This window comes from Streptomyces sp. NPDC046876, from assembly GCF_040645035.1.
Lineage (GTDB): Bacteria > Actinomycetota > Actinomycetes > Streptomycetales > Streptomycetaceae > Streptomyces.
This window is the reverse complement of sequence record NZ_JBEYXK010000059.1, coordinates 1-21,814: the sequence shown is the minus strand read 5'-3', so window position 1 is coordinate 21,814 and position 21,814 is coordinate 1. Positions and strand designations below refer to the sequence as shown.

The window sequence follows — 21,814 nt, the reverse complement described above, 5'->3', positions numbered from 1 at the left end:
AGGAACCCGGCTTCGCCGGGTACCGGGCTCTGCCCGGACCCTCCCCCAGACTCCGTCCGGGGGGACCCCCACTCAATCGCCGGCGAGGCTGGTTTTGCCGGACCCCGGCTCCGAAGCCCGGGCCCGGCGGGGCTGGTTTTGCCGGGCCCCGGCTTCGCCCGGACCCGCGCCTCGAACGCCGGCGAGGCTGGGAATGCCGGGCCCCGTCCAGGGGGTGGGGGCGGCGGCCCGGTTCGGCCGGTCCGCCGGGGGCTAGAGGCGTTCTTCCATGCGGATGGCTTCCTCCAGGTCCTCGTGGGCGTCGCCCTGGCGGCCCTCCTGCTGTTCCAGCAGGGCCGAGGCAATCGCGTCGAGCTTGCGCTGGATGGCGTGTTCGGCCCGCCGCTCGGTGTTCTTCAGCAAGGCCAGCAGGAGGAGGGACACCGCCCCGATGGAGTCCCCGGCCAGGTGCTGCCATTCGATCGGCAGCCCGGCGGCGTGGACGGCGAGGAAACCCGCCACCAGGATCACGCACAGGACCGAGAAGACGGCGGAGCTCGTGAAGTTCGAGGCGAGCTCGGCCAGCCGTTCGAAGCGGCCCTTGCGGTCCTTGCCGTTGCTGCGTTCCGCGGGGTGCCGGAAGGTCATGCCGGGCGCCTGCCCAGCCGGGGACCCGGCACACTCCCGGCCCCCGGCCGGATGCGCCGCGTCCCGCGCCCCGCCATCATCGGCACCATGCCCGTGCTCGTCGGAACCTCCGGATGGCAGTACCGGGACTGGGCGGGCGTCCTCTATCCCGCCGGCCGGCCGCAGCGCCTGTGGCTGGAGGAGTACGCCGGCCAGTTCGCCACGGTGGAGAGCAACAACGCCTTCTACCGGCTGCCCTCCCCGGAGACCTTCGCGGCCTGGCGCGAGCGCACCCCGCAGGGGTTCGTCATGGCGGTGAAGGCCAGCCGCTTCCTGACCCACATCAAGCGCCTGCGCGAGCCCGCCGAACCCGTGGCCCGCCTCATGGGGCACGCCGCCGCCCTCGGCGACCGGCTCGGCCCGGTCCTGCTGCAGCTGCCGCCCACCCTGCGCGCCGACCCGCAGGCCCTGGACGCCTGCCTGGCCTGTTTCCCGCCGGGGACCCGGGTGGCGGTGGAGCCCCGCCACCCCTCCTGGTGGCATCCGGACGTGCAGGCGGTCCTGACGGCCCGCGCCGCCGCCCTGTGCTGGGCCGACCGCGGCTCGCGCCCGGTGACCCCGCTGTGGCGGACCGCCGACTGGGGCTACGTCCGCTTCCACGAGGGCCGGGCGCAGCCCTGGCCGCGCTACGGGCCGCGGGCCCTGCGCACGTGGGCGGCGCGGATCGCCGACACCTGGCCCGAAGGGGCGGACGTGTTCGCGTACTTCAACAACGATCCCGGTGGTGCGGCGGTCCACGACGCCCGCGCCTTCCGCGCCCTCTTCCCCTCCCCTTCAGGCCAGTAGCCGCCTCCCGCCCGGGGTTGGCCGTTTTCCGGCCTTCCCAGCCCCCGCACCGCGTGGTGGCATGTGCATGCCGAAATTCGCGGCGACTCCGGATGAATGGAGAAACGCATGGTGCTGCGACGCAAGCTGGCCGTCGGGACGGCGGTGGCGGCCTTGTCCGCACTCGCCCTTCCCGCCCAGGCCGATACGGCCACCTATCCGCCCGGGAGAATCACGGTCGACGTCGTCGGCGTCAACGGATCGGGGTGCCCGCAGGGGACGGCGAGCGTGGCCGCCGCCTCCGACAACACCTCCTTCACCGTCACGTACAGCAACTACCTCGCCCAGGCGGGAGCCGGCTCCAGCGGGACCGACTTCCGCAAGAACTGCCAGCTCGCCCTGCAGATCCACGTGCCGCAGGGCTTCACGTACGCCATCGCCCGCGCCGACTACCGCGGCTTCGCCCACCTCCAGCGCGGGGCGTACGGCCAGGAGCGCGCCAACTACTACTTCCAGGGCATGGCGCAGACGGCCCGCACCGCCCACCAGTTCAACGGCCCGTACAGCGACAACTGGCAGGCCTCCGACCAGACCGACTACGCCGACCTGGTCTTCGCCCCCTGCGGCGAGGAGCGGAACCTCAACGTCAACACCGAACTGCGGGTCTACCCGGGCTCGTCCAGCCCGCAGTCCCTGAGCTTCATGAGCATGGACTCCACCGACGGCAGCGTCAGCACGGTCTACCACTTCGCCTGGAAGGAATGCCCCGGGGTCTGACACGACGTGAGCGACGCAGGAACCACCGAATCACGGTCACCACGGTCACCACGGTCAGGAGAGACAACGATGTCCCGTTCCCTGTCCCGCACCCTGTTCACCGGCGCCGCGACCGCCGCGCTGATCGCCACGGCGACGCCCGGTGCCGGGGCCGCCGGCCACACCCCGCAGATCACCGCACCCCCCGACAAGATCGTGATCGAGCTCGCCACGGTCAACGGATCCGGCTGCCGCGAGGGCACCGCCCAGGTGGCCGTAGCCCCCGACAACACCGCCTTCACCGTCACCTACAGTGACTACCTGGCACAGGTCGGCCCCGGGGCGCCGCCGACCTCGTTCCGCAAGAACTGCCAGCTCAATCTGCGCGTCCACGTTCCTTCCGGATTCACCTATGCGATCGTCCAGGCGGATTACCGCGGATTCGCATTCCTCCAGCCCGGCGCATGGGGCCAGGAACGGGCCAACTACTACTTCCAGGGAATGCCCCAGACCACCCAGCGCACCCACCAGTTCAACGGCCCGCACAATGACAACTGGCAGGCGACCGACAAAACCGAGTACGCGGACCTCGTCTGGGCGCCCTGCGGCGAGAAGCGAAACTTCAACATCAACACCGAACTGCGCGTCAACGCGGGAACGTCCAACCCGCAGGCCGTCACCAGCTTCATGACGATGGACTCCACGGACACCAGCGTCAGCACCCTGTACCACCTCGCCTGGCAGGTGTGCCCCAACCCGCGCCGCTAGGACTCGTGGACGAACCGGCCGACCGTCAGCGGCCGGTGCGGCGGCATCAGGTCAGGGGCTGCAGCCGGGACGCAGTGCGCGCCGACGGCTGCGAGACCGTCACCGGGGCCGGCTCGGGCGCATCGGCGAGCGCGCTGCCCGCCAGCCAGTCCCGCCAGTCGACGTTCCAGTCGCCGAAGCCGTTGTCGAACGGCGCCATCGGCTCGCCGCCGCTGTTCACGACCCGGACGATGTCCCCGATCCGCACCGTGTCGAAGAACCAGGCCGCGTTCGCCGTGCTCATCCCGGTGCAGCCGTGGCTGACGTTCTCCTCGCCGTGCGAGGCGGCCGACCAGGGCGCGGCATGGACGTACTCGCCGCTCCAGGTCACCCGCGTCGCGTAGAAGACGGGCATGTCGTAGAACTCGCTCGTGCCCTTCTCGATGCCGACGCTGTCCCCGCGCATCCGGACCTTGTACTCCTGGCCCAGTACGACTTTGATGCCGGTCCGCGTCCGGAACCCGGCCTTGCCGGTGGTGACCGGGATCCTCCGCAGCACCTGCCCGTTGCGCCGTACGGTCATCTCGTGCGCGGCGGCGTCGGTGATCGCCTCGACCCGGTCCCCGACCGTGAAGTCCACCGGCTCCGACGGGCCGCCGTACGTGTGCTCGCCGACCTCCACCCCGTCCAGCCCGCTGCGCACGTGCACCACCGCGTGCGCCGGCCAGTACGTACGCGGCCGGTAGTGCAGCGTCGAGCCGTCCACCCAGTGCCAGGCGCCCTCGACCGCGGGCACCGAGGTGACCTGCAGCGCCCGCTCGACCCGGGCGCGGGCCTCCCGGTCGGAGGCGGGGACCGGCCGGCTCAGGGCGGCCGTGACGATCTGCCCGGCGCCGTACGTGCCCGGCCTCGGCCCGAATTCCGCCGTCAGGCGGCCCCCCTGCGCGGGCGGCGCCGTCCGGAACTCCAGGGTCGCCCCGACCGAGGTCCCGGCCGCGTCCTGCGCCCCGACGTGGACGGCGTACCGCTCGCCGGCCCGCAGCGGCTCGGTGTTGGTCCAGCGGCGGCCGCGGCGGTCGAGGGCGCCGCCCACGTAGCGCCCGTGCGCGTCGCGGACGGTGACGTCGGTGAGCTGCCCCGGCTCGGCCAGCCCGATCTCGAAGGGGCCCGCGGCGTCCGTCGGGAGCAAGACCGCCTGTCCTGCCCCGGGAGCGCCGGATCCGCCGGCTGCCTCCCGCAGCACGGCCCCCGCCCCGCGGGCGGTGGCCCGCACGCGCTGGCGGTGCCGGCCGGCGCACGTCCCGTCGCGGGACGCCTCCGCGCTGCAGGCCGGGGCGCCCGCGCCGGGGCCCGCCTCCAGGGAGCGGCCCACCAGCAGCGTGACGAAGGCGTCCGCGTGGCCGCCGAGGTAGGCGGTCCGGGCGGGCTGCGGGACGCTGCCGGGCGCGGCGGCGACCAAGAGGGCCACACCGGTCACCGCCGCCACGACGGCCCACGCCCGGTGCGCCAGGCCCCGCCGCGGCTGCTGCGCCTGCCCCGTCTGCGCCTGCCCCGTCTGCGCCTGTCCTGCCCCTTGTGCATCATGCGTCGATGACATCGGCCCGCTGCCCTCCCAGATCGCGCCTGACCGGATGGCAGCATCACAGCGCCCGCGAGCCGAAATAATGATCATCCACTCGGGTCGTACGGCCGAACGGGCGCACAGGAGAACCCCGACGGCGTAACGCGCTCACGAAGCCGAGGTCACGTCCGCGTACGGGCCGAGGTAGCGGAACGCGCCCGACCGAACCTGGTACAGGTGCGCGACCCGGGTGCCGGACAGCATGTGCGTGTCCCCGTCGAAGGCCAGCGGCTTCGCCAGCCCCTGGTACGGCGTGCGGAAGATCCGCCGGGACAGCCCCGGCCGGTCGCGCCCCTCGCCCTCCAGGCCGCCCAGCGCGGCGGCCACCAGCCCCACCGCGTCGTACGCCTCCAGGGCCCAGCGGGCCGGCGGCTGCCCGTACGCGGCCCGGTGCGCGGCGACGAACCCCTGCGCGCCGGGCACCCCCGCGGGGTCGGCGAAGAACGTGCCGAACAGCCACCCCTCGCCCGCCGCACCGGCCGCCGCCAGGAACCCCGGCTCCATCACCCGCCCCGTGCCCATCCGCGGCCCGGCGAACCCGGCGGCGGCCAGCGCCCGCGCGAAGGCCCCGGCGCGTTCGGCGGAGGTCCCCGCGTACACGGCGGCCTCGGCGCCCGCCCGGGTGAGCGCGTCCACGGCCCCGGCGAAATCGGAGCCGCCCGCCGGGACCTTGTGGACGCTGACCGTGCCCTGCGAGGGCGGGCTCTGCTGGAGGGCGCGGGTGAGCTGCCAGTCGGCACCGCCCGCGCCGCCCTCGTCCTCCACCACGGCGGTGCGGTGCACGGGCCGGACCCGGGTCAGGTAGTGCAGCACCGGCAGCGCGATGCCTTCGGCGCCCGCCCGGGTGTCGACCACCGTCCGCCACTGGGCCTGCGACGCCTGGCCGCTGTTGACCGCCACCAGCAGCAGTGTCAGGTCGGCGGCCAGACAGGCCGCGGCCAGGGCGGGCACGGGTGCCTCCCAGCTGGGGCCGATGACGGCGACCACCGCCGGGTCGGCGACCACCGCCGGGTCGGCGACCAGCTCCTCCACGGCCCGCTTCGCTCGCGCGGTGTCGCCGCCGTCGTCCGCGGTGCGCAGGGCGAGCCGGAACGCGGCGTCCTTGCGGGCGTTGTGCCGGTCCACGCCGAGCCGGACACCCCGCTCGTGCGCCTGGCCGTCCGCCGCGCCGGGGCCGCTCAGGTCGGCCTGGAGGGCGAGGGCGTACGTGGGCGGCGCGCCGCCGCCGGACGGCGCGTTCCCGCGGTCACCACCGCCCCGGCCGCGCGCGGCGTACCACGCCAGCGGAGCCCCGGCGGCGATCAGGGAGCCGCCGGCGGCGAGCAGCCGCCGCCGCGTCAGCAGCCGGCGGGCGGGCTGAGGCCGGGCCGCCGCGGTGGGTGCCCCGGCCGACGCCGCGGCGGTCGCGTCGAGCCGGGTGGGCTCCGGGACGGGCAGCTCCAGGGCCCGGGTGGAGCGCTCGGCGATCAGCCGGGGCAGCGGCGCCGGCAGCCAGTCCCCGCTGCCCGCGGCGTCCGGGTCGTCGCCGAGCAGGGCCCGCAGCCCCGCCGGAGTGGGCCGGTCGGCCGGCTCCTTGGCCAGACAGGCGGTGACCGGCCCGAGCAGCTGCGCGGGCATCCCGTCCAGTACGGGGGCGTCGTGGACCGTACGGAACACCACCGCGGCCGGATGCCCGCCGCCGAACGGGCCGCGCCCGGTCGCCGCGTACGCGAGGACGCAGCCGAGGGAGAACACGTCGCCGGCCGGGCCGGGCGCCGGCGCGCCCGCCCGGGCCTGCTCCGGAGCCAGGTAGCCGGGGGTGCCGACCACCGCGTCGGCGGCCGTCAGCGTGGTCGCCCCGACGGCCCGCGCGATCCCGAAATCGATCAGCCGGGGCCCGTCCGGGGCGAGCAGGATGTTGCCCGGTTTGACGTCGCGGTGGACCAGCCCGGCCGCGTGCACCTGCTCCAGCGCCTCCGCGAGCCGCACCCCCAGCGCCCTCACGCTCCCGGCGGGCAGCGGACCGTACCCGCCGACCGCCTCGGACAGCGACGGGCCGGGGACGAACGGGGTGGCCAGCCACGGCTCGCGCGCCTCCGGATCGGCGGCCACCACCGGGACCAGCCAGCGCCCCGACAGCCGGGCCGCGGCCTCGGCCTCGCGGCGGAACCGGGCCCGGAACGCCGGCTCCGCGGCGTGGTCGGCGCGGATCACCTTCACCGCGACCAGCGCGCCCGCCGGGGAGCGCCCCAGGTACACGGTGCCCATGCCGCCGGAGCCGAGCCGGCCGAGCAGCCGGTGCCCCCCGACCGCGGCCGGGTCGGCGGGGGAGAGCGGACGCACCGGCCGCTACCCGGCGGCGGGTTCGCCGACCCGGCCCACGTAGCGGATCGCTCCGTTCTCCACCCGGTGGAGGAAGTAGGCGTTGCCCTTCACCTGCCGGTGCTCGTCGAACACGTACTCCTTCGCCACCCCGCGGTACGTGCCCCGGCCGAGCGCGGCCAGCAGCTCGGCGCGGGCCGGGCGGGCGCCACCCTTCGCGGCTGCCGAGAGCCGGTCCATGACCAGTGCGGCCGCGTCGTACGCCTCGATCGTCCAGGGGGCGGGCGGCGAGCCGTACCGGGCCCGGTGGACCTCGACCAGCCCGGCAGCCCGCGGCTCCCCGGCCCCGGTGTACGGGGCGAGGAACTGCCAGCCCTCGGCGGCCCCGCCGGCTCCCCGGAGGAACTCCGGCCCCGCGACGGCGTAGTCGGCGGCCCGGGGCCCCTTGAACCCGGCCGCGGCCAGCAGCCCCGCGACGTCCGCGGCCCCGGCCGGGGTGCCGGTGTAGAAGAACGCGTCCACGCCCCGGGCGAGCAGGTCCCCGACCACCGGCGAGCGGTCCGCGGTGCCCCGGGGGACGACCCGCGCGTAGTGGCCGGCCTGCGGCGCGATGAACCCGATGGTGCGGCTCGCGTTCAGCACCGCCTGCCAGCCCTCGGAGTCCCCGTCGCGGTCGCACATCAGGCCCAGCAGGCGCGCTCCCTGGGTACCCGCGAGCTGCTGGGAGGCGGCGGCGCCCTGGCCCAGGGAGAGCGCGCAGTTCTGGAAGAAGCTGCGCCGGTCCGTGACGCCGAAGGCGGTCCCCAGCGCGGACACCGTCAGCACCGGCAACGCGGCCTCGCCGTACGGCTCCAGACAGGGCATCACGGAGGCGTTGCCGGTGGGGCCGATCACGGCGAGGACGTCGCGGTTGCCGACGAGACCGGCCGCCACGGCCGCGGAGCGGGCGGCCAGGCCGGCGTCGTCGGCGGTGACCACCCCGAACTCGAAGGGCTTGTCCGTACGGGAGTTGAAGGCCTCCACGGCCAGCCGCACCCCGCGCTCCTGGGCCTGCCCGGCAGCCTGCTGCGGCCCGGAGAGGTCGGCGTGCACCCCGATCAGCCACTTGCGCGCAGCCGCCCGCGCGGGCGGTGTGCGGGCGCCCGGTTCGCGCAGCGCGAGCCAGGCGGCGATACCGCCGCCCGACGCCAGCAGCGCCCCCGCGGAGCCGAGGCCCAGCAGCCGCCGGCGCGTCAGCCCGCGGCCGCCCTCGCCCTCCCGGTCCTCCTCGGCCACGGGTGCCGCTGCCTCGTCCGCCACGGTCTGCTCGATCCCCGGCAGCGCGAGCAGCGCGGAGGCCCGCTCGGCGATCGAGGCCACGACCGGATCGGGCAGCCAGCCGGTGCCCCCGCCGGGCTCGTCCTCGACCAGAGCCTCGTCCAACTCCCGTGCGCTGGGCCGTATGGCGGGGTGCTTGGCCAGGGCCGTGCGCAGCAGCGCGGTCAGCTCGGGGTCGGCGAGGACCTCCGGGCCGAAATCGGGTTCGTCGTGGACCGTGCGGTAGAGCACCGCGTCCACCGCCCCCGTACCGAACGGCAGCCGGCCCGTGGCCGCGTACGCGAGCAGGCAGCCCAGCGAGAACACGTCGCCCGCCGGCTCGGCGGCGAGGCCGCGGGCCTGCTCGGGGGAGAGGAAACCGGGCGTGCCGATCACCACGTCGGTGGAGGTCAGGGCGGTGTGCTCGCCGCCGCGTGCGATGCCGAAGTCGATGAGCCGGGGCCCGTCCATGCCGAGCAGGACGTTCCCGGGCTTGACGTCCCGGTGCACCAGGCCCTGCCCGTGCATCACGCCCAGCGCCCGGGCCAGGGCCTTGCCGAGGATCCGTACGGAGCGCAGCGGGAGCGGCCCGTGGGCGGCGACGGCCTCGGCGAGCGAGGGGCCGGGGACGAACGCGGTGGCCAGCCACGGCTCGGCCGCCTCCGGGTCGGAGCCGGTGACCCGCACCGCCCAGGGGCTCGCCACCCGGGCGGCGATGGCGGCCTCGCGGCGGAAGCGGGCCCGGAAGTCGGCCTCGTCGGCGTACTCGGCGCGGATCACCTTGACGGCGGCGAGCGCCCCGTCGTCCGTGCGCCCGAGGTAGACCACGCCCATGCCGCCCGTGCCGAGCCGCCCGAGGAGGCGGTAGGAGGCGATCCGGGACGGGTCGGAGGGGTGGAGCCGCTCCATCAGCCGCCTTCCTTCGCGAGGGCCTGCTTGAGCTGGATCATCAGCCTGCCGGTGCCCTGCACGACGAGGGCGTTGAGGGCGTCGTCGGTGAAGCCCGCCGCGCCCTTGCCGGCGACGGCCACGGTCACCGGGCCGAACTGGCCCTGGGACCACACGTACCGGTAGGGGCCGCCGTCCTCCTCGCTGACGTACTGGCCGGATTCGGTGAAGGCGTCCTCCGTCCAGCCGTTGAGCTGCTCGCCCAGGTAGAGCGAGGCGCCCCACAGGTTCTTCAGCTCCTCGCCGGCACTCAGCACCTGGCCGGGGCAGCGCAGCACCTCCTCCATGGCGTGCGCGGTCTCCCAGCCGGACTCCTCGCGGGTGCGGTGCACCGTCACCGTGGCGTTGATCCGCACGCGGCCGTGGCCGTCGCCCGCCGGCACCTGGAAATGGCGCGTGCTGGTGGCCAGGACGTCGGGCGGCAGGGTGGACGTCTGCCACACGCACCCGTCGTCGAGGACCGGCCAGCGGTCCGGAGCGCTCTCGAAGGGGCTGCTGCGCACCACCTCGGGGCCGAACGCCTCGCGGTCGATGACGATCCGGCCGAGCAGGGCCCGGGCACCGGCGGCGTCGACCGGCTGCTTGCTCTCGTCGAGCCGGGGCACGAGCGGCGCGGTACTGGGCCCGCCGGTGCTGCCGGTGCTGCCTGTGCCGCCGGCGCCGGGAGCCCGTGCCGGTGAGGGCGTGGCTCCCGACGCCGACGCCGACGCCGACGGCACGGCCGTGGCCGCCGGCGGGCTGCCTCCGGCGCCCGCGGATCCCGTACCGGCCGACGACGTGCAGCCGGTGAGGGCGAGCAGCCCCGCCGCCGCGCAGCCTGCGGCGCGCAGCGCCCACCGCGCCCCTTGATGTCCGTATGCCCCCGACCGCCCCACGGCGCTGATCGTACCCCGCAGTGGGCGGTGTCAAGTCGCTTATGAGAAAGGTTGGTTGGGGCATCGAGCCCATGCCGGGTCCGCGCACCGGGACCGGGCGCGGCAGGCCCGCCGCGGCCGTCACACGGCCGTCACGCGGCCGTCACACGGTCCCGCGGTCGTGCGGTCCCGCGGTCACTCGAGCGGCCGGACCCGGACCACGCGGGCCGGGTTCTGGCCGCCTCCGGAGGCCAGCACGCGCACCTCGCCCCGGTCGCTGATCTCGGCCCGCACGATGCCCGTCGCATCCGCGTAGACCGGGTGTCCGCCCGGCCCCGCCTGGCCGGTGGCCGTCACGACGACGACGTCCTCACCGGCGTCCTGGCCCTCGGAAAACACCAGCTCGTACCCCTGGGAACTCATCCGCGCCCTCCTTAGCCGGGCGGAAAGGAGCGTCCTGTCTCCATGATGCGCGCAGCCCGGGAGCGGCGCATCGCACCTCGGCCAGCGAGTCGATCACCAGCGGCTAGGGTGTGGGGGCTGTTCCGTACGCCCGGGGGAAGAAGAGCGATGAGTCAGTCCGCAACCGACGCGGTGTTCGGCCCACTTGGGGCGGACGACCCGCAGACGATCGCCGGCTACCGGCTGGCCGCCGTGCTCGGTGCCGGCGGCATGGGCAAGGTGTACCTGTCGCACACGCCCGGCGGGCGGCCCGTCGCCATCAAGGTGATCCGGCCCGAATTCGCCGAGGATCCGGAGTTCCGCAGCCGCTTCGGGCGGGAGGTGAAGTCCGCCGAACGCGTCCAGGGCCTGTACACCGCGCCCGTCATCGACAGCGACACCGAAGGCCCGGTCCCGTGGCTGGCCACCGCCTACGTCCCCGGCCCGACCCTCGCCGCGGCGGTCGCCGAGCACGGCGCGCTGCCGCCGCAGACCGTCCTGATGCTGGTCGCCGGGATCGCCGAGGCCCTCCAGGTGATCCACGGGGCCGGGATCGTGCACCGGGACCTGAAGCCGTCCAACGTCCTGCTCGCCTCCGACGGCCCCCGCGTCATCGACTTCGGCATTGCGCGCGCCGCCGACGCCACCTCCCTCACGGCGAGCGGCGTCGCCGTCGGCACCCCGGCGTTCATGGCGCCCGAGCAGGCCGCCGGCCGGCAAGTCGGCCCGGCCACCGACGTGTTCGCCCTCGGCCAGGTCGCCGCCTACGCGGCCCTGGGCGCCCCGGCGTACGGCGAGGGATCCTCGCACGGCATCCTGTACCGCATCGTGCACGAGGAGCCGGACCTCTCCGCAGTCCCCGCCGAGCTGCTGCCGCTGGTCACCCGCTGCCTCGCCAAGGACCCGGCCGAGCGGCCCTCGCCGGCCGAGGTCCTCGAGCTGTGCCGGGCCGCCGCAGGAGGGGCCGGGCTGCGCCGGTCCGAGGACTGGCTGCCGGCCGGGGTGGCCGCGGGGCTGGCGGGCCGTCCGTCCGTCCCGGCGCCGGTGCCGACGGTCGTGCCGACGGCCCCGTCCCCGGCCGCACCGGCGCCGGTCCCGCAGCCCTCGCCCGGGGGGCAGCCGCCCGTACCGGCCGCGTACCTGCCGACCGCTGCGGCACACCCGGCGGCGCCCCCGCAGCAGATCCCGCCCGGCTACGGACCGTACGCGCCGCGGGCCGCGCCCGCCGCACCCGCGCCCCTGCCTCCGTCCTCGTTCGGCCACCGGCCGCCGCCGCGCTCCGCCCGCCGTGCGGCCAACGTCATGGCCGGGATCCTCGTGGCCTTCCTCGTCCTGCTGGCGGGCGTCGCGGTGCTCAAACTGGCCGACGGCGACGGGAACGGCGGCGGGAACGGCAGCGGGGGCGGGAACGGCGGCGGGGCCGCGGCCGCGGACAAGCCGCGCACGGACCCCACCCCCGCGGTGTACCAGGACTTCCAGTTCCCCTCCGGCTACCACCTGGAGTTCGGGGACGACCCGCTGCAGCCGCGCAACAGCAACTACGACGACATCTACTACCTGTGCGACCTGTTCGACGAGTGCACCTTCGGCGCGTACAACGCCAAGATCGTGGTCCTCGACGGCGGCGAGAAGGGCTCCCTCGAGACCTGCCGCTCCGCGACGCGCTTCACCCAGAACGTGGTCGTCCCGTCGCTGGCGAAGGGCACCGAGCTGTGCGTGCGCAGCGCGAACGGGAACATCGCCCTCCTCACCTACAAGGGCAGCTCGTCGAAGTCGGACCCGAGCCGGTACGTGACCGCCGACATCACCGTGTGGCGCGGGGCGCTGCGCGCCAAGTAACGGCCCGGCGGCCCGGGCACATCACTCGAAGCGGGTGGTGTCGCCCGCCCCGCGGCGCACGATCTCCACTCCGCCGCCGGAGAAGTCCACCACCGTGGTCGGCTCGGTCCCGCAGTCGCCCGAGTCCACCACGATGTCCACGACGTGGTCGAGCCGCTCCTTGATCTCCCAGCCCTGGGTGAGGGGTTCGGCCTCGTCGGGCAGGAGCAGCGTGCTGGACACCATCGGCTCGCCGAGCTCGGCGAGCAGGGCCTGGGTGACGGTGTGGTCGGGAATGCGCACCCCGACCGTCCGCTTGCGCGGGTGCAGCAGCTGGCGCGGCACCTCCCGCGTCGCCGGCAGGATGAAGGTGTAACTGCCGGGCGTGGCCGCCTTGATCGCACGGAACACGTCGTTGCCGACGTTCACGAACTGGCCCAGCTGCGCGAAGTTCTGGCACACCAGGGTGAAGTGGTGCCGGTCGTCGAGCTGCCGGATGGACCGGATGCGCGAGAGGCCGTCGCGGTTGCCCAACTGGCAGCCCAGCGCGTAGCAGGAGTCGGTCGGGTACGCGACGAGCGCGCCGGAGCGGATGCTGTCGGCGACGCCGCTGACCGTGCGGTGCTGCGGGTTCTCGGGGTGGACGTCGAAGTACTTCGCCATCCGCCGAGCCTAGCGCCTCTCGCGATCAGGCGGCCGGCGACGCCGGGGAGCCGGCGTCCGCGGCCGCGGCTGGGTCCGTGCCCGTGCCCGGGTCCGCGGCCGCGGCCGCGTCGGACAGGCTGCGCCGGGCGTGGGCGAGGAAGGCGGCCGTCGCGGAGTGGGTCGCCATCGCGGGCGCAAGGAAGCGGACGGTCACCGGCTCGGCCCCGCTGATCGGCAGGTAGCGGACGCCGGGATACGGGTGGCTGTGCCGGGTGGCCTCGGCGGTGACGCCCACGGCCTCGCCCGTCGCGATGGCGGTGAGCCACTCGTCGACGTTGGCCACCTCCAGGGTGTCCGCCGGGCCGCGCCCCTGCGGCCACAGGCCGGTTCCCGTGGTGGCGGCGGTCGCGCACAGGACGACGGTGCGCTCCGCGAGGTCGGCCAGGGTGACCGCCGCCCGCCCGGCCAGCGGGTCATCCTCGCTCAGGGCCGCGACGCGCGGCTCGCGGTACAGGGCCGCGGCCCGCAGGCCGGCCGCCTCGCCGCCCTCGGGCAGGGTGCGTACGAACGCGGCGTCGATCTCGCCGCGGCGCAGCGCGGCCACCGGGTCGTCGAGCCGGTGCACCTGGACCGGGAGCTCCGGGTGCGCGCGGCGCCAGTCGCGCAGCAGCGCCACGGTGTGGGAGCCCAGGGCGGCCCAGGCGAAGCCGATCCGCAGCGGGCGGGGGTGCGGGCCCGCCGCGGCCTCGGCGAGGGCGTCGTCCAGCTGCGTGAGAATGCGGTGGGCGTGCTCCCACAGGCGCCGGCCCTCGGGGGTGAGGGCGAGGCGGCGCGTCGTGCGCTCCACCAGCGTGGTGCCGAGGCGCTGCTCCAGCTGGTCGAGGGTGCGGGACAGGGCGGGCTGACTCACCCGGAGCACGGCCGCGGCGCCCGTGATGGTGCCCTCGTCGCCGATCGCCGCCAGGGCCCGCAGGTGCCGCAGCTCCACATTCATGACCATCGAGCATAGATGCTGCCCGAACGGCATTTCCCCTGCCGGGGTGCGCCCGCCTAGCGTCGAGGGCATGCGAATCCTCCTCATCGGTGCGGGCGGCCGGCTCGGCACCGCCGTCCACCAGGCCCTGACCGCCCGCGGCCACGCGGTGGTCACCGCCGGCCGGACCAGCGGCGACCTGCGCTTCGACATCACGGACCCGGCGCAGATCACCGCTTTGTACGATGCCGCCGGCCAGGCCGGACCGCTGGACGCGGTGGCCAGCGCCGCCGGCTCCGTCCCGTACAAGCCGCTGCCCGACATGACCCCCGCCGACTGGACGGCCGCCTTCCTCGGCAAGGTCCAGAGCCAGGTCGAACTGGTCCGCCAGGGCACCGCACGCATCTCGCCGCGCGGCTCCTTCACCCTGATCACGGGCGTCCTGGCCCGCAGCCCGATCATCACCGGCACCGCCGCCTCGATGGCCAACGGCGCCGTCGAGGCCTTCGTCCGCGCGGCAGCGGTCGAGATCGCCCCGCAGCGCATCAACGCGGTCAGCCCCACGGTCTTCACCGAGGCCCTGGACGTCTACGGCGACCACTTCCCGGGCTTCCCCCCGGTTCCGCTCGCCGACGTGGCCCAGGCCTACGTCCGCACCGTCGAGGGTCCGGAAACGGGCCGCGTCCTGCAGCTGGGCGACTGACCGCGGCCTCAGACGCCGATGTCGCGGCTGCGGAAGTCCGACAGGGTCTCGCGGCGGATCAGGAGGCGGGCCGTGCCCGCGTCCACCGCGACGAGCGGCGGGCGGCCGACCATGTTGTAGCCGGAGGCCATGGACAGCTGGTACGCCCCCGCCACCGGGACGGCGAGCAGATCACCCGGCCGGACGTCGCCGGGCAGCTGCACGCCCGCGGCGAGGACGTCACCGGCCTCGCAGTGCCGGCCGGCCACCGTGGCCGTGCACGGGTCGGCCCCGGAGCGGCGGCCGATCAGCCGCGGCGCGTAGCGCGCCCCGTACAGGGCGGGCCGCGGGTTGTCGCCCATGCCGCCGTCCACCGCCACGAACACCTGGCCGGCGGTGTGCTTCACGGCCAGGACCCGGTACAGCGCCACCCCCGCCGGGCCGGCCACGGCCCGCCCGGGCTCGATCGCGAGCCGCGGCACGGGCAGGCGCGCCGCCGCACAGCTCGACCTGAGCTCGGCGCGCAGCCGCCGCGCGAGGGCCGTGAGGTCGAGCGCGGGCTCGCCGGGGCGGTAGGCGATGCCGTGCCCGCCGCCCATGTCGAGCTCGGGCAGCTCCACGCCGTGCGCGTCGCGGATCCGGGCCATCAGGCCCACCATCCGCCGCAGGGCGGCCACGTACGGCTTGACCTCGGTGATCTGCGAGCCGATGTGGCAGTGCAGGCCGGTCAGTTCGAGCTGCGGCTGCCCGAGGATCCGCGGGATCGCGTGCTGGGCGGAGCCGTCGGTCAGCGACAGGCCGAACTTCTGGCCGTCGGTCCCGGTCCGGATCTTCTCGTGCGCCCCGGCCGAGATCCCGGGCACCACGCGGACCATCACCTTCTGCCTGCCGCCGCGGCCCACGGCGGCGGCCAGCCGCGCGATCTCCGACGGGCTGTCGATGACGATCCGCCCGACCCCGAGCCGCAGCGCCGCGGCGATGTCGCGCGGCGATTTGGCGTTGCCGTGCAGGACGATCCGCTCCGCCGGGAAGCTCGCGGTGACGGCGAGTTCGAGCTCGCCCGCGGAGCACACGTCGAGCCCGAGGCCCTCCTCGGCCACCCAGCGCGCCATGGCGCGCGACAGGAAGGCCTTGGCCGCGTACAGCACCTCGGCGTCCGGGAAGGCGTCGCGGTACGTCCGGCAGCGCGCCCGCACCTCGCCCTCGTCCAGGACGTACGCGGGGGTGTCGAACCGGTCGGCGATCTCCGTCAGCGGCACCCCGCCGACGGCGAGGTCGCCGTGGGGGAGCCGGGCCGTCGAGGCGGGCCAGACGGAGAGGTCGTCCGCGCCCGTGGCGGCGGCGGACCGCAGGGCCGTGGTCATGGAACCCGCCCCCCGTCAGACGGTCCGGACCGGGAGCCGGCCGGGCTGCTGCCCGGCCCCCTGCCCGACGGCCCGGCCGAGCCCCTGCTCCGGCTGCTGCTCCGGCGCGGGGGCCTGGACCGGCGCCGCCGACAGCGTCGGGTCGACGGTGACCAGCCCCGCCCCCAGCGGCTCGCACAGCCGCCGCAGCACCGCATCGGCCAGCCGGATGTACGGGTGCCCCTCGCCCAGCGTCGCGGTCAGCCGCTCGGCGCTGGTGAAGCCGACGGCGGTGCGCGTGCCCAGCGGGGTGCGGAAGAGCCGGATCACCGTCCCGCCGCCGCCACCGCCTCCTCCCGGCCGGACGGGCACGTACAGGAGTCCGGCCGGGACCCGTTCCTCGGGCTCGGGGTCGTCGTCGTAGCGGAACAGACACATGGGGCCCTCCCAGGGCAGAGATGCAACGACCGTGGCGCCCCGGGTCCCGGGGAGGCAGCCGGGGCGCGCCACCGAAGCTATCCCCGCTGCCGCGCGGTATGTGCCGTCTGCTGACGGGACCTTGACGCCGAGGGCGCCGTTCCGTACGCGCTGCTGACGCTCCGTCGGTCGCAGGGTCGGGAACGCGTCAGAAAAGGCCGTACTCGCGCCACGACGCCGTACATCCGGAATGCCGGACCCGACCCTGGGTAGTTGAATGCGTCGTACATCTTGATCGAGTGAGGAGGGGCGGGCGATGGCCGGACCGAAGGTGGTCGAGGACAGGGGCTGGGCCCCGGACGCGCGGGCCTCGGCCGGCACCGCCGTGGTGCTGACGGCACTGCTGCTGGGCGTCGACGCGGCCGCCGGATTCGGCGACTGGCGGCGCGCCGCGGTCTGGACGGGGCTCGGCGCCGTCCTGTTCGCCGTCCTGTGGCCCACCCGCGTCAGCGCCGCACCCGGGCTGCTGACCACCCGCGGGCTGCTGCGCCGCCGCCGGGTCCGCACCGACCGGCTCGCCGCGGTCGTCTGGCACGAAGGGCTCTCCCAGAGGCTCGTGCTGACCGACACCCTCGGCAACCGCGTCGAGGTCGACCCGCGCGTCCTCGCGGCCAACCCGCCCCTGTGGTACCGGGTCGGCCAGGACATCGACACCAGCGTGTCCAGCGGCACCCTCGCCGAGGGGCTGGACCCGCTGCAGCGGCTCTCACGGCTGATCGACTGCGAAACGGCCCAGGCGGTCTTCCGGGCCTCCGCCCTGTCCTAGTGGTGGTAATTACGGCCAGAGGCTGAGCGCGGCCGCGCCGAAGGAGACGTCGAAGCGGTCGCACCAGATGGTGACACTGGTGAAGTCGGTCAGGTTGACGTCGGCGGGGACCGGGTAATTCTGGTCGCCCTTGTTGCCCTTGAGCTTGCCCAGGCTGACGTGCCGGCCGTCGTCGAACACGCGCCAGCCGTCCACGCCCTCCTTCACCGGGGCATCGGTCAGCCACACGCGCAGGTCGGGGCCGTTGCTGGTGTCGAGGTTCTCCAGGCGCAGGCTCCGGGACCCGTCGGCGAGGCGCAGCAGCTTCACCGTGCCGGTGGTGGTGTGCTCGTGGCTGATCAGGGTGCCTTGCGCCAGGACCCGTGGGGCGGCTGAGGTGGGGGGAGCCGACGGGCCCGCCGCGGCCACCGGCGGCGCCTCGCTGACCGCCTCGTCCTGCCACAGCTTCCACGGCTCGAACCAGTACAGCCCGAGGCCCAGCGCGGCCGCGGCCACGACGAGCACCCCGGCCCCCAGTCGCCGGCGCCGCCTCTTCTTCTCGTCCACTGCCGCTGCCTCCCTCACGCGCCGGACCTGCGGGCCTGACCCTACGTCACGACCGCACGGCCGTGGTGGGCCAGGGCCGCGTGGGGGTCACCGCCGCCGTCCTCGCCGGTGTGGTCGATGTGCACCGTCGCCGCCGTCAGCCGCGGAACGGCGTGGATCAGCGCGTGCTCGGCCTCGACGGCCAGGGCGTGCGCCTGGACCACCGTCAGGTGCGGGTCCACGACGATGTCCGCCTCGGCCCGCAGCGTGTGCCCGATCCACCGCATCCTGACCTGCCCGGTGCCCCGGACGCCGCCCACCCCGAGCAGCGCGCCCTGCGCGGCGTCCACCAGGGCGGGGTCGACGCAGTCCATCAGGCGCCGCCCGACCTCCCGCGCCGCGTCCCGGAGCACCATGAGGATGGCCCCGGTGATCAGGAGGCCGACCAGCGGGTCGGCGGCCTTCCAGCCCAGCGCGGACCCGCCCGCGCCGAGCAGCACCGCGAGCGAGGTGAACCCGTCGGTACGGGCGTGCAGTCCGTCCGCGACGAGCGCCGCCGAGCCGATCCGGCGGCCCGTGCGGATCCGCAGCCGGGCCACCCACTCGTTGCCCGCGAACCCGGCCAGGGCGGCGCCCGCGACCGCCCACAGGTGCGTGACCTCGCGCGGGGCCAGCAGCCGCTCGACGCCCTGGTACGCGGCCAGGGCGCAGGACGCCGCGATGGTGAGCACCACGACGACCCCGGCCAGGTCCTCGGCGCGGCCGTACCCGTAGGTGTAGCGGCGGTTCGCCGCGCGCCGCCCGAGGACGAAGGCGATGCCGAGCGGCAGCGCGGTCAGCGCGTCGGCGGCGTTGTGGACGGTGTCGCCGAGCAGCGCCACCGAACCCGACAGGGCGACCACGCCGGCCTGGACGGCCGTGGTCAGACCCAGGACGCCGAGGGACAGCCACAGCGTCCGCAGGCCCTCCCGGGAGGCCTTCAGCTCCGGGTCCACCTTCTCCGCCGTGTCGTGGCGGTGCGGCCTGGCCGCATGGGCCAGGCGGTCGCGCAGGCGGCTGCGGCGGCGGCCGTCTCCCCCTCCGCGTCCGTCTCCGTGCTCGTGCCGGTGTACGTGCCGGTGCTCGTGTACGTGCCGGTGGTCGCTCACGGCGTGCTCGCTTCCGACGAGGACGGCAGGGGGCGGGGGCACCAGGCGCCCGCGGCCCTATTATGTGCGTATGAGCGCACGCATGCACCTGTCACCTGCGCAGGCCTCGCACCCGCAAGAGCCGGGCTCCCGCACCTACGAGGCCGCGGCGGAGCTCCTCGCCCTTTTGGCCGACCGGACCCGCCTCGCGCTCCTGCACACCCTGGCCGCGGGCGAGGCCGACGTGGCCTCCCTGACCGGCGCCGTCGGCGCCGCCCGGCCCGCGGTCAGCCAGCACCTGGCCCGGCTGCGCATGTCGGGCCTCGTCACCGCGCGCAAGGAGGGCCGCCGGGTGGTCTACGCGCTGACCGACGTCCACCTGGAGCGGCTGGTCGCCGAGGCCCTCGACACGGCCGGCCGCCGCCAGGGCCCGCCCGGTGCCCCGGCCGCGCCCTGGCCGTGATCACGGTCACAGGTGCTGGACCTCAACTCCGGTTGAGGTAACAGGCTGTCGTGCAGCAAGAGCGGGCCGCACCACCGGCCCCGGAACCCGCACGCCATCGAGGAGCCCGCCATGTCCGACACCCGCGTCATCCTGGTCACCGGAGCCACCGGCCGGCAGGGCGGTGCCGCCGCCCGCGCCCTGATCTCCCGCGGCTGGGACGTCCGCGCGCTCGTCCGCGACCCGGAGCACCCCGCGGCCCGCGCCCTGCGGGCCCACGGTGCGGTCCTGGTCCGCGGCGACCTGGACGACCCCGGCTCCCTCGAGGCGGCGGCGCGCGGCGCGTACGGCGTCTTCAGCGTCCAGCCCATGCCACAGCCCGGCCCCGGCGGCTCCGAGAGCGAGGTCCGCCAGGGCAAGGCGGTCGCGGACGCCGCCGCCCGCGCCGGCGTCGCGCACTTCGTGTACGCCTCCGTCGACGGGGCCGGACGGCCCGGCAACGTCCCGCACTTCGCCAGCAAGGGGGAGATCGAGCGGTACGTCGAGGAGCTCGGCCTGCCCGCGACGGTCCTGCGCCCGACCTTCTTCCCCACCAACTTCCACGACATGGGCCCGCAGTGGGTCGACGGCGAACTCGTCCTGTCCCTCGCGATCGCCCCGGACACCACCTTGAAGTTCATCACCCCCGAGGACATCGGGGCGTTCGCCGCCGATGCCTTCGACGCCCCCGCCGACCACCTCGGCCGCACCGTCGAGCTCGCCGCGGACGAGCTGACCGGCCCGCAGATGGCAGAGGTCTTCGCCCGCGCCGCCGGCCGTCCCGTCCGCTTCCGCTCCCAGCCGGTCGAGGAGGTCCGGCAGTACAGCGAGGAGATGGCCGCCATGTTCGAGTGGTTCGACTCCGTCGGCTTCCGGGCGGACGTGCCGGCGATGCGCGCCCGCCGCCCGCAGCTGGCCACCCTGGAGGACTGGGCGCGCAAGGAGTGGACCGTCCCGGCAGAGCCGGCGGCCCGACTCCCCTGATCGGGTGCGGGCCCGACGGGCGATTTCCGTCACCCGTTCGGCTCGCACCCGTCACGGGTCTGCGCGTGGCGGCGCCGCGCCCGTGCTTGCCTGGCAGCCCCACGGATGGAGGTGCCGGTCCATGACCCGAGACCGACGAAGCGGCGGGGACGCCCCCGCAGGGACGCCCAGGCGCCGGCTGCTGGCCGCGGCCGCGCTGGCCCCCGTACTGGCCGGCTCGGGCGCGCTGCCCGGCGTCGCCCGCGCCGCGCCCGCGCTGCCCGGCGCACCCCGCCGGGCCGCGGGAACCGCCGCCCGGGACGCCGATCCGGCCGCGCCGCAGCCCAGCCACCCGCTCACCACCACCGACGCGGACTGGCAGGGAGTCGCGGACGCGCTGGGACGCACCGGCCGGGTGATGGCGGGCACCGTGTACCGGGTCGGCTTCCCCCGCCGGGACCTCCACGTCGTCTCGCAGGGCATCACCATCCAACCGGGCCTCGCACTCAGCTCGTACGCCGCCTTCACCCTGTACGACGACCGGCAGACCGTGGTGCGCGGCGACCTCGTCGTCATCGAGGCCGAACTCCAGCGGGCCACCGACACCCTGCACGCCCACGGCTTCGAGCAGACCGCGATCCACAAGCACCTGCTCGCCCACGAACCCGACGTGTGGTGGACCCACTTCCACGCGGCGGGCCCCGACGCCGTCGAACTGGCGCGGGGCCTGAAGGCGGCCCTCGACTCCACCGCCACGCCGCCGGCCGTGGCGGCGCCGGCCACGCCGCCGCCGCTCGACCTGGAGACCGCCGCCATGGATGCCGCACTGGGCACCACCGGCACCAATGACGGCGGGATCTACAAGTACAGCTTCGCCCGTCGCGAGACCGTCACCGACGAGCACCGCATCCTGCCGTCGGCCACGGGCGTGACCACCGTGCTCGCCTTCCAGCCCCTCGGCGGCGGGCGGGCCGCCGTCAACGGGGACTTCGTGATGACCGCCCACGAGGTCCAGGACGTGCTCACCGCGCTGCGCGCCGGCGGCCTCTCCGTCATCGAGCTGCACAACCACGGGCTGATGGACGAACCCCGCCTCTTCTACACCCACTTCTGGGGGGTCGACGACGGAGTCGTCCTCGCGCGGGCCCTGCGCACCGCCGTGGACGCCACGGACACCGCCCCGCCGGACTGACCGGCGGGGCGGGGGCGGGGGAGGGCGGCAGTGCGGCAGTGCGGCCGGGCGGGGCAGCGGGTTCAGCGCGTGCGCGCGGAGGCCGCGTCCAGTTGGTCGGCGGACCGGGCCAGGCTCTCCGCCGCCGTCGCGCAGCGGTCGGCCAGGTCCTCGATCCGCCACCGGAAGGCCTCGGCCTGCGGCCCCTTCCAGTCGAGGGCGAGCGCCCCGGCCCGCAGCCGCCGGGCGTGCTCGCGCAGGGTGTCCGAGTGGGCGCGCAGCCCCTCGGCGGGCGCGGACCGGGGCCGGATCTCGGCCCGGGGCGCGGGGATCCGGCTCACAGGGTCCTCCAGGGGGCGAAGGCGTTGGTGACGCCGTCGAGGGCCGGGGCGAGTTCGGGGTGGTGGCGCAGGAGCACGGTGACCATGGTGTTGCGGTCGACCCATTC

At 75.5% G+C, this 21,814-nt stretch carries 23 protein-coding genes; 10 read left to right on the top strand and 13 right to left on the bottom strand.

The features are described 5' to 3' along the window. Positions 1–252 precede the first annotated feature (252 nt). Entirely contained in the window at positions 253–627 is a 375-nt protein-coding gene (locus ABZ924_RS25810) for a hypothetical protein (RefSeq protein WP_361914274.1), read from the bottom strand. Positions 628–714: 87 nt separating this feature from the next. On the opposite strand from ABZ924_RS25810, the gene ABZ924_RS25805 reads away from it, so the two are divergent. The 3 genes from ABZ924_RS25805 to ABZ924_RS25795 all read left to right on the top strand — a co-directional run bounded on the left by ABZ924_RS25805 (position 715) and on the right by ABZ924_RS25795 (position 2,955). Then, complete coding sequence (locus tag ABZ924_RS25805) at positions 715–1,452, top strand: DUF72 domain-containing protein (RefSeq protein WP_361914271.1); 738 nt, start codon at positions 715–717, stop codon at positions 1,450–1,452. A 108-nt stretch (positions 1,453–1,560) separates the two neighbouring features. Further along, positions 1,561–2,208, top strand: coding sequence for a DUF4360 domain-containing protein (locus ABZ924_RS25800; RefSeq protein ID WP_361914268.1), 648 nt, complete (start codon positions 1,561–1,563; stop codon positions 2,206–2,208). A 69-nt stretch (positions 2,209–2,277) separates the two neighbouring features. Continuing rightward, positions 2,278–2,955 (top strand): DUF4360 domain-containing protein, encoded by a 678-nt coding sequence (locus ABZ924_RS25795; protein WP_361914265.1) that lies wholly within the window; start codon positions 2,278–2,280, stop codon positions 2,953–2,955. Between the two features lie 46 nt (positions 2,956–3,001). Here the strand turns inward: ABZ924_RS25795 and ABZ924_RS25790 are convergent, their stop codons facing one another. The 4 genes from ABZ924_RS25790 to ABZ924_RS25775 form a co-directional block, all read right to left on the bottom strand. Then, positions 3,002–4,531 carry an Ig-like domain-containing protein gene (locus tag ABZ924_RS25790; RefSeq protein ID WP_361914262.1) on the bottom strand — a complete coding sequence of 510 codons (1,530 nt, stop codon included), beginning with the start codon at positions 4,529–4,531 and terminating at the stop codon, positions 3,002–3,004. Between the two features lie 132 nt (positions 4,532–4,663). Beyond that, complete coding sequence (locus ABZ924_RS25785; protein WP_361914259.1) at positions 4,664–6,877, bottom strand: bifunctional serine/threonine-protein kinase/ABC transporter substrate-binding protein; 2,214 nt, start codon at positions 6,875–6,877, stop codon at positions 4,664–4,666. A 6-nt stretch (positions 6,878–6,883) separates the two neighbouring features. Next, positions 6,884–9,061, bottom strand: coding sequence for a bifunctional serine/threonine-protein kinase/ABC transporter substrate-binding protein (locus ABZ924_RS25780; RefSeq protein ID WP_361914256.1), 2,178 nt, complete (start codon positions 9,059–9,061; stop codon positions 6,884–6,886). Beyond that, on the bottom strand, positions 9,061–9,705 hold the full coding sequence (locus ABZ924_RS25775) for a hypothetical protein (RefSeq protein ID WP_361914254.1): 645 nt from the start codon (positions 9,703–9,705) through the stop codon (positions 9,061–9,063). The genes ABZ924_RS25780 and ABZ924_RS25775 overlap by 1 nt, the downstream gene beginning before the upstream one ends. A gap of 79 nt (positions 9,706–9,784) precedes the next feature. Here ABZ924_RS25775 and ABZ924_RS25770 point away from each other — a divergent pair, with 79 nt between their 5' ends. Beyond that, entirely contained in the window at positions 9,785–9,949 is a 165-nt protein-coding gene (locus ABZ924_RS25770; RefSeq protein ID WP_361914251.1) for a hypothetical protein, read from the top strand. Positions 9,950–10,149: 200 nt separating this feature from the next. Here ABZ924_RS25770 and ABZ924_RS25765 read toward each other — a convergent pair whose 3' ends face one another. Further along, positions 10,150–10,377, bottom strand: coding sequence for a DUF6296 family protein (locus tag ABZ924_RS25765; RefSeq protein WP_361914248.1), 228 nt, complete (start codon positions 10,375–10,377; stop codon positions 10,150–10,152). 147 nt (positions 10,378–10,524) lie between these two features. On the opposite strand from ABZ924_RS25765, the gene ABZ924_RS25760 reads away from it, so the two are divergent. After that, positions 10,525–12,234, top strand: a complete 1,710-nt coding sequence (locus ABZ924_RS25760; protein WP_361914245.1) for a serine/threonine-protein kinase — start codon at positions 10,525–10,527, stop codon at positions 12,232–12,234. Between the two features lie 21 nt (positions 12,235–12,255). Here the strand turns inward: ABZ924_RS25760 and ABZ924_RS25755 are convergent, their stop codons facing one another. Further along, positions 12,256–12,876, bottom strand: a complete 621-nt coding sequence (locus tag ABZ924_RS25755) for an L-threonylcarbamoyladenylate synthase (protein ID WP_361914242.1) — start codon at positions 12,874–12,876, stop codon at positions 12,256–12,258. Between the two features lie 25 nt (positions 12,877–12,901). Next, on the bottom strand, positions 12,902–13,852 hold the full coding sequence (locus ABZ924_RS25750) for a LysR family transcriptional regulator (protein ID WP_361914240.1): 951 nt from the start codon (positions 13,850–13,852) through the stop codon (positions 12,902–12,904). 70 nt (positions 13,853–13,922) lie between these two features. On the opposite strand from ABZ924_RS25750, the gene ABZ924_RS25745 reads away from it, so the two are divergent. Beyond that, the gene (locus tag ABZ924_RS25745; protein ID WP_361914237.1) at positions 13,923–14,534 is read left to right on the top strand and encodes a short chain dehydrogenase; all 612 of its coding nucleotides are present in this window, start codon (positions 13,923–13,925) and stop codon (positions 14,532–14,534) included. Positions 14,535–14,542: 8 nt separating this feature from the next. Here the strand turns inward: ABZ924_RS25745 and lysA are convergent, their stop codons facing one another. Then, positions 14,543–15,877, bottom strand: a complete 1,335-nt coding sequence (lysA, locus tag ABZ924_RS25740; RefSeq protein ID WP_361914235.1) for a diaminopimelate decarboxylase — start codon at positions 15,875–15,877, stop codon at positions 14,543–14,545. 15 nt (positions 15,878–15,892) lie between these two features. After that, positions 15,893–16,294 carry an SAV_915 family protein gene (locus tag ABZ924_RS25735; RefSeq protein WP_361914232.1) on the bottom strand — a complete coding sequence of 134 codons (402 nt, stop codon included), beginning with the start codon at positions 16,292–16,294 and terminating at the stop codon, positions 15,893–15,895. A 295-nt stretch (positions 16,295–16,589) separates the two neighbouring features. Here ABZ924_RS25735 and ABZ924_RS25730 point away from each other — a divergent pair, with 295 nt between their 5' ends. Beyond that, complete coding sequence (locus tag ABZ924_RS25730; RefSeq protein WP_361914229.1) at positions 16,590–17,099, top strand: hypothetical protein; 510 nt, start codon at positions 16,590–16,592, stop codon at positions 17,097–17,099. 9 nt (positions 17,100–17,108) lie between these two features. Here the strand turns inward: ABZ924_RS25730 and ABZ924_RS25725 are convergent, their stop codons facing one another. Further along, positions 17,109–17,645, bottom strand: a complete 537-nt coding sequence (locus ABZ924_RS25725) for a DM13 domain-containing protein (protein ID WP_361914226.1) — start codon at positions 17,643–17,645, stop codon at positions 17,109–17,111. A gap of 41 nt (positions 17,646–17,686) precedes the next feature. Next, the gene (locus ABZ924_RS25720) at positions 17,687–18,772 is read right to left on the bottom strand and encodes a cation diffusion facilitator family transporter (RefSeq protein ID WP_361914224.1); all 1,086 of its coding nucleotides are present in this window, start codon (positions 18,770–18,772) and stop codon (positions 17,687–17,689) included. Positions 18,773–18,842: 70 nt separating this feature from the next. Between ABZ924_RS25720 and ABZ924_RS25715 the strand changes: the two genes are divergently transcribed. The 3 genes from ABZ924_RS25715 (at position 18,843) to ABZ924_RS25705 (ending at position 21,387) form a co-directional block, all read left to right on the top strand. After that, positions 18,843–19,214, top strand: coding sequence for a metalloregulator ArsR/SmtB family transcription factor (locus ABZ924_RS25715; protein WP_361914221.1), 372 nt, complete (start codon positions 18,843–18,845; stop codon positions 19,212–19,214). A gap of 111 nt (positions 19,215–19,325) precedes the next feature. Next, positions 19,326–20,216: an NmrA/HSCARG family protein gene (locus ABZ924_RS25710; protein ID WP_361914218.1), complete on the top strand. Its 891-nt coding sequence runs from the start codon at positions 19,326–19,328 to the stop codon at positions 20,214–20,216. 121 nt (positions 20,217–20,337) lie between these two features. Beyond that, positions 20,338–21,387, top strand: a complete 1,050-nt coding sequence (locus ABZ924_RS25705) for a DUF1259 domain-containing protein (protein WP_361914215.1) — start codon at positions 20,338–20,340, stop codon at positions 21,385–21,387. 62 nt (positions 21,388–21,449) lie between these two features. On the opposite strand, the gene ABZ924_RS25700 is transcribed toward ABZ924_RS25705, so the two are convergent. Then, positions 21,450–21,707 (bottom strand): hypothetical protein, encoded by a 258-nt coding sequence (locus ABZ924_RS25700; RefSeq protein WP_361914212.1) that lies wholly within the window; start codon positions 21,705–21,707, stop codon positions 21,450–21,452. Positions 21,708–21,814 lie beyond the last annotated feature (107 nt).